Here is a 13,467-nt window from a genome sequence, read left to right as displayed (position 1 = left end):
GACACAACCCGTTTTTATATACTATTTCTTTTTATAGATTGTACAGTTTTCTTGCATTTGCTTCGGTAATCTCAATAACCTCTTCAGTTGTTAACCCTTTTAGTTCAGCAATTCTCTGAGCAACAAGGGGAAGGTTTAAAGAGGAGTTCCTTTTTCCTCTGTAGGGTTCAGGTGCCAGGTAAGGTGAGTCTGTCTCGATTACGATTTGATCAATCGGGGCATATTCAACAACCTCCCTTAGTTTTTTTCCGTTTTTGAAAGTGATAACACCACCAACTCCAATATAAAAACCCATATTAAGGTATTCTCTTGCTATCTCAACTGAATAAGAGAAACAGTGGATATCACCACCTATTTCTTCGGATCTGAGAGCCTTCATTATATCAAGAGTATCCTTAGCCGCATCTCTTGAGTGAATGATCAAGGGAAGCTTTACTCGTCTGGCCATTTCTATCTGTGCTTCGAACCATTTTTTCTGGATCTCTTTGGAGGGTTCGTCATAGTGATAATCAAGACCGATCTCGCCAACTGCTACAGCTTTGTCGTAAGAACACATTTCCTCAAGCCATTTAAGCTCATCATCATCCATTTCATCACAATCACTTGGATGAACACCGATTGTAGTATATATAAAGGGATATTTTTTTGTTAATTCTATTGATTGTTCAACAGTTTTTCTTGAAGCAGTAGCATTAACTATAGTACCTATTCCGTTTTGCTGCATTGAAGAGAGAAGTGAATCTCTGTCTTTATCAAAAGCTTCATCGTCAAAATGCGCGTGTGTTTCAAAAATCATCATAACTCCAAAAAATTATTTATTTAGTTCTTTATATAATAAATCAGAAAGATCTGCAAACTCCTGAAGGGAAAGCTTTTCACCTCTTATAGAAGGATTTAAAGAAAGCTTTTCAAGTGCGGAGACAACCTGATCTCTTGATAAACCCAGATTTCCGTTAGCAACACCGTTGGAGAGAGTTTTCCTTCTCTGGGCGAATGCGGCACGGATTATTGAAAACATAAACTTAGAGTCAGCTGTGTTCACAGGCGGCTCTTTATGACACTGCAGATGAATTACAGCGGAATCAACGCCTGGTTGTGGGATAAAACATCCGGGTGGTACTATCTGAACGAGTGTTGGCTCAGTATAGTACTGAATAGCAAGAGACAGAGCACCGTAATCCTTGGATCCGGGCTTTTCTGCCATTCTGTCGGCAACTTCCTTTTGAACCATGACAGTTATGCTTTCTATGGGAAGTTCACTCTCAAGAAGCCTCATTAATATAGGTGTAGTGATGTAATATGGAAGGTTTGCTACAACCTTGACCGGTTTTCCATTATTTTCTTCCTGGACAATTTTCTCAATATCAACCTTCAGAATATCGTCATTAATTACTTTTACATTATTGTAATCAGATAAGGTGTCGGCAAGAATTGGAATCAGCATTCTGTCAATCTCGACAGCAATAACTTTTCCTGCACTTTCTGCAATATACTGGGTCATGGTGCCAATACCCGGCCCGATTTCCAGAACAGTATCATTTTTTGTAACACCTGCTGCTTCTACAGTTTTTGACAATACAGAGTCATCTATCAGAAAGTTCTGACCGAATTTTTTCTGAATACTTAGATTATATTTTTCTATAACGGCTTTTGTGCCTGATGGACATCCTAGTGTTGGCATATAAAATTTCTCCTTAAATATTAAGCCTGTAAGGCTCGACATATATATTTTAATATATTTTTGACAGCGCATGAATAAAAACTTCGGGAAAACCGCGAAAATATGCGGAATTTTGATGTAACATTTTTGACATAAAAAGAACGCTATGCTAAAATTTCACTAGATGTAGTATGAAAAAGTTTTAGAGGACAATATTTTGGATAAAACAGAATATAAAATTCGGGCAGAAGAGATTAAATCGCTGATTAGAGCGCAGCGCTTTGCAGATGCAGTAAAAATTGCCGACACAATTGACTGGAAGAGAGTTAAGAGTGTCGGTATGCTTTGTGCCATCAGTGATCTTTATAAAGTTAACAGAAGACTTGAGGAGAGCAGAGATATTTTGCTTCTTGCGTATGACAGAAGTCCTACGAGAAGGGAAATAGTCTACTCTCTTTGTGAGCTTGCTATAGCAATGGGAGAATTTGTTCAGGCAGTTGAGTATTATAAGGAATTTGTAAGACTTGCTCCCAGAAATACAGCCAGATATATTCTCCAGTATAAACTCTATGAGGCTCAGGAGGTCAGCCTTGAAGAGCGCATAGCAGTACTTGAAGAGTACAAAAAGCATGATTATAACGAAAAGTGGGCATATGAACTTGCTTATCTTTATCACAGGGTTGGTCTAACAACTGAATGTATCGAGGAGTGTGATGAGCTTTTCCTTTACATGCGTGAGGGCCGATATGTCATAAAGGCTCTGGAATTAAAGGCCCTGCACGAGCCTCTTTCCGCTGAACAGAAGGCAGTATATGCAAAATATAAGGCAGAGATAAGTGGTAACTTGTATGCTCCTATACAGGATAATGTTCCCGGAAAAGATGTTGTGGATGGAAAAAAAGCTCCGACCAGAGAACTTCCTGAGATAACAGAGGAACAATTAAACGCACAGGCAGAGTATCAGCCATCATATCAGGAAAGCTACCAGAATAATGTAAGCTATGATCAGGTTCCACAGGAACCGGTATATGATAATTCTGCTTATGAACAGCCAGCTGCAGAGACGGCAATACAGGATGCCCCTGTATATGAAGCACCGGTGCAGGATATTCCTGTGCAGCAGACATATGAAGAGCCTAAGGTATCACAGCAGGCATATGAGCAGGAGATACCTGAACCATATACTGTACCTACGGTTAATGTAGATACTTATAATACAGTCGATTTACAGAAGGAAATAGCTGAAAACCTAAAGGAAGTTCTGACAAAGAGTCCGGAAGCAGCACTGTTTGCAGATGCCAGAGGACCTCAGGTTATAAAAGAAGGTGATGAGACAGAGAGCCTTGATACAGGTGATATGTTTGACACTACCGAAGACATAAAAGGACCTTCTATGTCTGAGCTTTTCTTTGAGGATAAGAGAGAGGATATTGTAAACGAAGAAACTGCAGATACTTCTGAGGAACCGGAAACAGAAGATAAAGAGCTTGCGGAGACACTTTACAGCAAACCGGAAGGACAGAATCTGTTCGAAACAAAAATATGGAATGCAGAGTCAGTTAAAAAAGTAGCTGAAACACAGGAAATTCCTCCTATTCCGGAAACAACAAAGAAGCCTCTGGAAGATGAACTAAAGGATAAGGAAATCGCTGCTAATATTGCTGCGACCACGATGAATGATCACACCATGTATAAGGGAGTGGTTTTCATGGACGAACCTTTACAGGATGAAGTTCCGGGTGCAGTAATAAGACCTAATGTAAGATATCAGATAAACAGTAACAGTCATTTTGACAGGATGCTCTCTCAGGAGACTGACGGGCAGATAAGTATTGCCATAGATGATGCAAAACAGGTTGAGCGTCAGATTACCGGACAGATCAGTATTAATGAGTTCATGAGCGACTGGGAGGATTATAAAAAAGCCCAGCAGGAAAAACAGTATAAAAATGTCAAGAAACTTATGGCATCAGAGACAGGCGAACTGTTTAAGGATTTTGATGAGAACCTTAAGGATGCACTTATAGCTGAGGATGCAATTCCCAAAACAACCAGCGTTCCCGAACCAGCTCCTGAAATACAGGAAGAAATCATAACTCCTGAGGCAGAAGAACCAATTGTAGAAGACCAAGAACCGGTTGTAATAACACAGGAGCCTGCTATAACAGCACAGGAACCGGTTGTAATAGCACAAGAGGCTTTTCAGGAACCGGTTATAACAACGAAGGAGCCAGCTCCTGAGCCTGAGGAACTTTCTCAGGAAATCAAGACAGTAGACGATCTTCAGAATACTACCTCTATAGTTCAGATTACCGGAGAAGATCTTGAGGAAGCCCTGATGAAGGAGGAGCCTTATCCGGAGGAAGATGCTGAAGAAGAAAAAATTGCCGCAGATGTAGACCTTGGTGAAACCACAGAAATTTCATCTGAGGAGATTGAAAAAGCAATAACAGAGGCAGTTGGAGTAAGGGAACTTAAGGTTGAGCATATTCCGGTAGAAGAGACTCCGGTAGAAGAGACTCCGGTAGAAGATAGTCCTATCCCAGAAGCTTTAGAAACAGAAACTCTGGATGAGAAAGTATCTGAAGAGGAAATAGTAAATGAGTCTGAAACAGATACCAATAGTGAAGTTGTTGAACAAGTACCGGTAGAAAAGCAAGAGTCGCTGGAAAAGAAAAAAATTGAAGTGAATGCAGAGCCGGAAGAGTCCGAGGACGATACAGAGGATGCAGGACTTGAACAGAGAGTCCGCGTTATGACTCCCGAGGAGAAGGGACTCTTTGGACCATACATTCATTATAAAAAATCAAGAAAGCAGATCATAAGAGCTATTGATAACCTGAGCATGGCAGCATATACAAATAATGCCATTGTTACAGGTGAGGAAGGTGCCGGAACAGTTAATCTTGCAAAAGGCCTCATAAAGGCTGTGCAGGCTACAGATTCTAATTTTTCAGGAAAAGTAGCAATGATTACAGCTATGAAACTTAACAAGAGTTCTGTAAGCTCTATCCTGGATAAAATAGTCAACGGTGCACTGATCATAAGACGGGCAGCTGATCTTAAGGAGGATACGGTTAAGACACTTCTTAAACAGCTTCAGAGTGAAAATAAGGGCTACATAGTTGTTATTGAGGATACCAAGGATGACATAGACAGACTTCTTGATAAGTATCCTGATATGAATAAGTGTTTCAATGTTCGCGTTGATATAGAAGCACTGGATGACGATTCCCTTGTTGCTTATGCTGAGCAGTATGCACTTGAAAAAGAGCATGTCATCGATAATCTGGGAATACTTGCACTTCATCAAAAAATATCAGAGAGACAGACACTTGATCATGAAGTCACAGTATCCGAAGTTAAGGAGATGGTAGATGATGCCATCTATTATGCTGATAAGCACTCTATAGGACATTATTTTGATGTTCTGCTTCGAAAACGCTTTGACAAAGAAGATATGATTATTTTAAGAGAGAAGGATTTCCTGCATTGAGTACTTGTTGTGCTATAATGTAACTACATTAAAAATTTTCTAGAAGGGGATAATTTATGGGCCAGACAGTTTTTATTTCAGAAGCAGATGAGTACTTGTTCGGACAGGGAACTCACTATGATATTTATAAAAAATTAGGAGCACATGTATCCGAGGAAAACGGAGTAAAAGGCATGTTCTTTGCCGTATGGGCACCAAATGCGGCAGCTGTACATGTGGTAGGTTCTTTCAACGGATGGGATGAAGATATGTACCCTATGGAAAGAATCGGCAATATGGGTATATATCAGCTCTTTATTCCGGGAGTGGGTACTGGCGAGCTATACAAATATCTGATATATACACCTGATGGAAGAAAACTATACAAGGCAGACCCGTATGCAAATTATGCGGAATTAAGACCCGGTAATGCTTCCAGAACAACAGACTTGTCCAAGTTCAAGTGGAACGACAGCAAGTGGTACGATAATAAAAAGGGCAAGGATTTAAATAAGCAGCCCATAGCAATATATGAATGCCATATCGGATCATGGATGAAGCATCCGGATGGAACAGAGGATGGCTTCTACAGCTATAGAGAATTTGCTGACAGAGTTGTAGAGTATCTTAAGGAGATGAAGTATACACATATTGAGCTTATAGGTATTGCAGAGCATCCCTTTGATGGATCTTGGGGATACCAGGTTACCGGATATTATGCTCCCACATCCCGTTATGGTGAACCTACAGACTTTATGTATCTGGTGAATCTGCTTCATAAGAATAATATCGGAGTAATTCTTGACTGGGTTCCTGCGCATTTCTGTCCTGATGAATTTGGACTTGGATGCTTTGATGGTACATGTATATATGAGGATCCGGATCCGCGTAAGGGGGAACACCCGGATTGGGGTACCAAAATCTTTAATCTTGCAAAAAATGAAGTTAAGAATTTCCTTATAGCAAATGCTCTTTTCTGGATTAAGGAGTTCCATATTGACGGACTTCGAGTTGATGCGGTGGCATCCATGCTCTATCTTGATTACGGAAAAAGAGACGGACAGTGGGTTCCTAATAAGGATGGCGGAAATAAGAACTATGAGGCTATTGAGTTCTTTAAACATCTCAACAGTGTGATCAGAGGTACATATCCCGACGTTATGATGATTGCGGAGGAATCAACCGCATGGCCCAGGATTACAGCTCCTGTTGAAGATGATGGACTTAATTTCAGCTTTAAGTGGAATATGGGATGGATGCATGATTTTTGCGAATACATGAAGCTGGATCCCTATTTCAGAAAAGGCGCTCACCATATGATGACCTTTGCCATGAGCTATAACAATGCTGAAAACTATATCCTTCCATTGTCACATGACGAGGTAGTACACCTTAAATGCTCAATGGTTGAGAAGATGCCCGGATATAAGGTAGATAAATATGCAAATCTCCGTGCCGGATATACTTTTATGTTTGGACACAGCGGAAAGAAACTTCTTTTCATGGGTCAGGACTTCGGTCAGGAGAGAGAATGGAGTGAAAAGAGAGAACTTGACTGGTTCCTTCTCCAGGAGGATTTGAACAGAGGACTTAAGGACTATGTTCGAGATCTTCTTCAAATTTACAGAAAGTATCCTGCTCTCTATGAGGTAGATAATGACTGGGGCGGATTCGAGTGGATTAATGCTGATGATGCTGACCATAGTATCTATAGCTTCTATAGAAGAGCAGCTAATGGCAAGGATAACATATTATTTGTCATTAACTTTACACCTATGGAGGTGCAGAATTATAAGGTAGGAGTTCCGTTTGCAGGAACATACAAGCACATTTTGGACAGTGCAGATAAAAAGTATTCCGGCTGTGGCACAGGTATTCCGGAGAGTATAAAGGCTGAGCCGGGCTTATGCGATTATAAGGACTACAGTATTACGATGACACTTCCACCATACGGAGCAGAGGTTTTCGTATTCCAGAACACAGAGGATAAGAAGGAAGAAAAAAAGGCAGAAGAGAAAAAAACTGTGACAAAAAAGGAAAATACTAAACCGGCTGCAAAGACTGTAAAGAAAACAGCATCAAAAAAGGCTAAATAAACCGGCATAAAGAATCAATAAGAATAATCCGAAATAAAAGGTGATAAACATAGCTAATGTTTGTCACCTTTATTTTTTCATAATATGTGGAGATGCATATGAACGTGAACTTTCAGGCAATTAACGGAATGGAATCCGACTTGGAAACATCGAGAAAGGGCATGGAAGCAGGACAAATACATACTACTGATAACATTAAGGGCATTACGGTAAAAGGTGCAGTAGCAGCAACTTTTAATAGTGGCCTTAATAATCAGGCGTACCAGGGATCAGCAAGGACAAAAAGTGATGTAATGGCTGAAGCACAAAATACTGATGCAGCGGTACGTCATAATTATATGTCGCTTATGGCAAATAATATGTCTTCGGAGGATTTTACAAAAGCGGCAGCAGATGGCTTTGATTTTTCAGAAATGGATCCGGAAGAAACGGTTACTATCCTTGATAAGATTAAGGCTACACTTGCTATGTCAGGAACCGAAATAATAGGTTATACAGATGACATTTCCATGGAACAGCTCACAGCAATAACGGGCAGCAGGGGGCTTGCAAATGATATTGCAAATTCTTTTCATGAAAAGGATATCCCTGTTACTGCAGAGAATGTAAAAGAAGTAATGACTGCTGTAGAAAAAATGTCCGATATTACAGAGGTAAGCGATGGTGCGGTTAAATACATGACATTAAATGATTTGCAGCCAACCATGGAAAACATATATATGGCAGAGCATGCAACAAACGGACAGGATAGAAATGGCGGAACATTTATAGCACTTGAGACAGAGGGATATTATGCCCAGAAGGCAGACAGACTTGATTGGGAAACTGTAAAAGATCAGGCTGAGAGAATAATTAAGGACGCAGGATATGATCCGTCGGATGAAGAAGTACTGGACAGTTCAAGATGGATGATAGAGGATTCTATTCCGCTTACAAGAGAAAATATTCAGAAAGTCATGGAGATAAAAGCGCTGCCTTTACCAATGAGTGAGAAGGAAATCGTTAGCTCTGCAGCGACAGCTATTTCTAACAAGAATTCCGGAGTATCAGGATATACAGACGAGCAGGAAAATAATATTGAGAAAGCAATTGAGATTGCAGAAAAAGTAGACCACCTCAGTTTTGAATCAATAGAGAAGGTAATAGGCGAAGCAAAGGTGGTCAATATTGATAATCTGGACAAAGCACAAAAGATAATTGATGCGGGTGAGTATACAAAAAAAGCAGATCATACCACAGGTGAAATATTACCGCTAAATGCTGAGCAGCAAAAACAGGCTCTGACAGCAAGAAAACAGCTGGAGGAAATCAGGCTGTCCATGACGGTTTCTGCTAATCTGCGTTTAATTGATAAGGGCTTTAAGCTGGAAACAAAGCCAATAAGTGATGTAATTGAAGCATTAAAAAATGAAATAGAGGCTCTCAGCAAAGACCTTTTTAAGGAAGATAATTCTGAAAAATATTTATTGTTTGAAGAGACAACACAAAAAGTTTCAGAGATTAAAAGCTTTCCTGTTGCCTTCATAGGACAAATAGAAAATGTAAGAGCAGAAGACTTTGAGAGTATCTATGAAACAGGAAAAAATTTAAAACATAAATATGAGCAAGCCGGTGCAACCTATGAGGCAGTTGGAACTGAGGTAAGAGCAGATCTGGGAGATAACATTAAAAAAGCTTTCAGAAATATTGATGAGTTGCTTAAAGATGCCGGATTAGAGGCGAATGAACAAAATAAAAGAGCAGCAAGAATTCTGGGATATAACCGGATGGAAATTTCAGAAGAAAATATCGAGCGTGTAAGAACGGTCGATGAAAAGCTTTTAATTGTAGTATCAAAACTAAAACCTGGCGCTGTGCTAAATATGATAAGGGATGGACATAATCCTCTAAAGATGACTCTGGACGAACTTGGAAGTGAACTATCAAGGCAGGATAAGGACTCATCAAAGCAGGAAGAAAAGTATGCCAAATTCCTTTATAAACTTGAGAAAAATGCCGAAATAACACCTGAAGAGAGAGAATCATACATAGGAATATACAGACTTTTCCACACTTTGAAGGTAACAGATAACGCAGCTATCGGAAATGTTCTTGAAACAGGAGCTGAGATGACAATAGAAAATCTCCTTCAGGCTACAAGGACAGCAAAAGTAAGCAAAAGAGGAATAGACGTTAAGGTAGATGATGGCTTTGGCGGATTAGAAGCAGTTGATACAGGCTCGCGCTCAATTTCATCACAAATAGAATCAGCATTTGTCTATTACAGTGAAAAGGCTGATGTCGTATATGACAATCTGGAGCCGGAGAAGCTTCACGAGGCAAATGCAAACGAAGAAATGCTTCTTGATGAACTGGCAGAAAAGCTTGAGGAAGTAAGAGAAACTGAAGAAAGCATAAAAACTGAAAATCAATATATAAGTGAGAAAGCAGATAATATCAGAAAGTTTGCCAGAACTCAGATTTCCGGTGAAGCAACCGAAGAATTGAGTAGATTCGGTATAGAAGCAAATATTGAAAACGTCCAGGCATATTTAAATCTTAAAGCAGGAAGAAAAGGTCGCGAAGTATCTGTCTGGGATCGTGCGGAAAAGATAGCAAAGCTGGCCTTTAAGGAAACAAGACAAAAAATGCTGGAAGATCTGATAGATGAAGATGATTATGAAAGCTCTTACGAGGAAAACATTGAGGAATTGGCAAGGCAGCTTGATGAAATGCTAACCTACGAAGCGGATACATATATTGATGTCAGGTCAATTCATCTCATGAAGAAACAGCTCTCTGTGGCAGCAGGACTTGCAAGGCAAAACAGTTTTGAAATACCTGTAGAAGTAGATGGAAGACTGGTATCCATGCATGTGACATTAAGGGAAAGCCTCACAGACGGAAAAAAGATGGAGGCAGAGCTTGAAACACAGGACTATGGACATATATCCATGGCAATGACAATAAATGACAGAACAGTAAAAGGGGCATTAGCAGCATCGTATCCAAATAACAGTGAACTTGCTGAGTATATGTCGGAAGTAAGAGAGAGATTTGTTAACAGGCTAAAAGAAAATGAGCCTGATTTGGAAGTAAAAAGTACAGATATTGGCATCTTCTATCGCAGACAGGAAGCAGGTTCTGCGATAGCAGGATCGGAAAATGGAGTTTTCGAAAATCGCACATTGCTAAGGATGGCAGAGATTTTTGTACAATCAGTTTAGGCATAAAGAGATCGGAGGTCATCATGCAGGTAAACTATAATATTTCAGCAATGATAGCGAACAATGCACTTGTTGCAAATGACAACAAGCTTGCGGAATCTATTGAGAGACTTTCCAGTGGTCTGAAGATAGCAAATGCGAAGGACAACCCTTCAGGACTTGCTATCTCCAGACGAATGAACGCGCAGATAAAAAGTCTTGGAGTTGCAAAGGGCAACTCCGGTGATGCCATATCAGTTATTCAGACTGCAGACGGAACTCTTACTGAGGTTCACGATATCCTTCAAAGAATGAGTGAGCTTGCTATTCAGGCTGCAAATGGAACAAACAGTGATTCAGATCTTAAGATAATCCAGGAAGAGATTACTCAGCTCAAAGACGAAGTCACAAGAATTGCAGAGGCAACAGAGTTTAATGGACAAAACCTTCTGGATGGCACCTTCGACTATAGGGGATATGCTACTGTTGATAGCGATACGGATCCCGATGTTACCATAAACAGTTATAGTGATGAGATTGATGCCGGAAAATACTATATCCCCAAAGACCAACTTCGCTGTGAATACGATAAGAATACCGGAGATGTAACTCTTTTAGATGAGTATGGGTACAAGACTGATACAGCTAAAATTACTGTTAAGAGAATAACCATGTCACAGGGTAGAGAAAAAGAAATTGATTATATGTATGAGGCCGAAGTGACTGTGGATGGTGATCTTGTTAAGCTTGCAACCAGAGATGGCAAGGAAATTCAGATAAAGATTAATGAGAATCTGGATGGAACCAGGATAGATATGGATCTTACGAGAAAAGGTGCCATGACTATGCAGGTTGGAGCTAATGAAGGACAGACTCTGGATATCAGAATTCCAAAGGTGACCTTGACCAATCTTGGAATCGCATATGTTGATGTCAGCAGGACCTATAAAGATGACCTTATTGATGCCGCACATTATATAAATAATTCTTCTATGAGTGCCGATGATAAAAAGGCTGTAATGGATGCGCTATACTATGATCCACTTACAGATAAGGTCAAGGAGGATAGGTATAACGAGGACATTACTTCAGATAACATATTAAATAAAGTATATGAAAGGAAACTTGTTGAAGCTGAGGAAAAATACAAGAAAAGGGAAGAAGAAATAAATAATGATCCCGGTCTTTCTGAACTGGAAAAGAGTCAGAAATTAGCCGAAGCTAAGGCCGCTTACGAGCAAGAGATTCAGGAAATACAAGAAACAGGTTCGTCATTTGTTTTTATTAACGCAGATGACGCCAGAAAAATAGTAGAAGCCAACAAGCGATATACGAATAAAAAGAACGATATAGAAAATGATACCAGTCTTAGTGCTGACGAGAAGTTAGAGAAGATAGCTGCCGCCAGGACGGAATACGAGAATAAGGTAGCGGAGATAATGGAAAATGGTAATAAGAGAGCAATTGAAGCTCCACACTCTGGTGCAGACCGCGCAATTGAGGACATTGGCAATGCTATTCAGAAGATCTCCGACATACGAAGCAGGCTTGGAGCATATCAGAACAGACTTGATCACACCGTCAGCAATATTGGAGTTACAAGTGAGAACATGACAGCCGCTTATTCCAGAATAATGGATGTAGATATGGCCGATGAAATGACAGTATATTCAACTCAGCAGGTTCTGTCTCAGGCAGGAACGAGCATGCTTGCGCAGGCTAATGAAAGACCTCAGCAGGTATTACAGCTCCTACAGTAACCGATCGGTAATAAGAGGTATCGCATATGACACAGGATAAAATACAGGCGTATACAAGAAGAATAACCATGGCCAACAAGACCCAAATGATCACAATACTTTATGAAATGGTTCTTGATTATGTAGCTGAAGCAAGGGATGCACTCCAAAATAGTGATAAGGAGGCCTATGCAGAGGGATTAAAAAAAGCCATGAACTGCATTGATGAACTGATTCATTCACTTAATGTGCAATATGAACTGGGTAAAAACCTTCTGGCACTATATCTTTTTGAGAAGAGACAGCTCCTTATAGCACAAGTCAGAAACCGTTATGAAGAGCTGGAGCATGTGTGCAGAACATTTCAGTCATTGCACTCAGCATATATTCAGCTTGAAAAGATGAATGATGATGAAGCCATTATGACTAATGTACCTAAAGTATATGTAGGATTAACTTATGGAAAAGGACTGCTAAAGGAGAGTATTACTGACAATTTGGTATCACGAGGATATAGAGCTTGAAAATTTAATAAAACCTTAATATTTTAGATACTGAAAATATTTCTTCCTATATTAATACAAATAGCCGGACAGATCACTTTTTAATGATTCTGTTCGGCTTATTTATTAGTTTGAAATATGAAAATAAGAAATCCTTAAGAAAAAAATCGAAATAAAAAAACGCGGTATTTAGTGGGGTTGTGCGATCAAAAAGGTTTTGATAATATCGTCTGCGTTGCACGGAAATGGAACCGGCAACGAATCAGCAATTAAAAACTAAATATGCCGGCGGCGGCATTCGCTTTCCCGATACAATTCCTTTGCATTCGCAATAACGCCGGCATATTTATAAATCTCAAAGAAAGGAAAATGAATGACACTTTCGATTTTATATTGCCTGACAGCAGGATCGGCAATTACAGATATATTGAAAAACAAAATATTTAACAAATGGTTATTGCTTGGAGGGCTGGCAGGAATGATTAACTGTTTCGCAGGAAAGGAAACAGGCAGATCCTTAACAGAAATAATTATACAAGCTGCGCTGATCACGATGATACTTTTACCTGTTTATCTTGTAAAAGGAATAGGCGGAGGAGATTTGAAACTTTTTACCGTAATATCTATATTTCTTCCGATGGGAGAGATGATCGGATGCTTGTTGGGTTCCTTCGTCATCGGAGCTTTTATGGGAATAATAAAAATCATAATTACGGGAGAGCCAAAACAGACAATTCATTTTGCGGTCCCGATAATGATTAGTATCATTCTGGTAACAAGAAGCAGTGCGCTGATTTGTATGTAAGATA

The 13,467-nt window shown here is 39.7% G+C and carries 8 protein-coding genes; 6 read left to right on the top strand and 2 right to left on the bottom strand.

Annotation, left to right across the window (positions count from 1 at the left end; genetic code table 11):
- Nucleotides 1-31: 31 nt before the first annotated feature.
- Together G602_RS0105405 and rsmA are read right to left on the bottom strand one after the other, a co-directional pair.
- Nucleotides 32-796, bottom strand: coding sequence for a TatD family hydrolase (locus tag G602_RS0105405; RefSeq protein WP_026658049.1), 765 nt, complete (start codon nt 794-796; stop codon nt 32-34).
- Between the two features lie 15 nt (nt 797-811).
- Entirely contained in the window at nt 812-1,681 is an 870-nt protein-coding gene (rsmA, locus tag G602_RS0105400; protein ID WP_026658048.1) for a 16S rRNA (adenine(1518)-N(6)/adenine(1519)-N(6))-dimethyltransferase RsmA, read from the bottom strand.
- Nucleotides 1,682-1,877: 196 nt separating this feature from the next.
- Here rsmA and G602_RS0105395 point away from each other — a divergent pair, with 196 nt between their 5' ends.
- The 6 genes from G602_RS0105395 to G602_RS0105370 all read left to right on the top strand — a co-directional run bounded on the left by G602_RS0105395 (nt 1,878) and on the right by G602_RS0105370 (nt 13,463).
- Nucleotides 1,878-5,156 carry a tetratricopeptide repeat protein gene (locus tag G602_RS0105395; RefSeq protein ID WP_026658047.1) on the top strand — a complete coding sequence of 1,093 codons (3,279 nt, stop codon included), beginning with the start codon at nt 1,878-1,880 and terminating at the stop codon, nt 5,154-5,156.
- Nucleotides 5,157-5,212: 56 nt separating this feature from the next.
- Nucleotides 5,213-7,231, top strand: a complete 2,019-nt coding sequence (glgB, locus tag G602_RS25350; RefSeq protein ID WP_081675844.1) for a 1,4-alpha-glucan branching protein GlgB — start codon at nt 5,213-5,215, stop codon at nt 7,229-7,231.
- A 98-nt stretch (nt 7,232-7,329) separates the two neighbouring features.
- Nucleotides 7,330-10,437 carry a DUF6240 domain-containing protein gene (locus tag G602_RS0105385; protein WP_026658046.1) on the top strand — a complete coding sequence of 1,036 codons (3,108 nt, stop codon included), beginning with the start codon at nt 7,330-7,332 and terminating at the stop codon, nt 10,435-10,437.
- A 23-nt stretch (nt 10,438-10,460) separates the two neighbouring features.
- On the top strand, nt 10,461-12,176 hold the full coding sequence (locus tag G602_RS28615; RefSeq protein WP_049945072.1) for a flagellin N-terminal helical domain-containing protein: 1,716 nt from the start codon (nt 10,461-10,463) through the stop codon (nt 12,174-12,176).
- A 26-nt stretch (nt 12,177-12,202) separates the two neighbouring features.
- On the top strand, nt 12,203-12,679 hold the full coding sequence (gene fliS, locus G602_RS0105375) for a flagellar export chaperone FliS (protein ID WP_026658045.1): 477 nt from the start codon (nt 12,203-12,205) through the stop codon (nt 12,677-12,679).
- Nucleotides 12,680-13,031: 352 nt separating this feature from the next.
- Nucleotides 13,032-13,463: a prepilin peptidase gene (locus G602_RS0105370; RefSeq protein ID WP_026658043.1), complete on the top strand. Its 432-nt coding sequence runs from the start codon at nt 13,032-13,034 to the stop codon at nt 13,461-13,463.
- Nucleotides 13,464-13,467 lie beyond the last annotated feature (4 nt).

Source organism: Butyrivibrio sp. AC2005, from assembly GCF_000424145.1.
Lineage (GTDB): Bacteria > Bacillota > Clostridia > Lachnospirales > Lachnospiraceae > Butyrivibrio.
The sequence above is the reverse complement of the archived record's forward strand: the minus strand, read 5'-3'. Positions and strand labels throughout refer to the sequence as shown.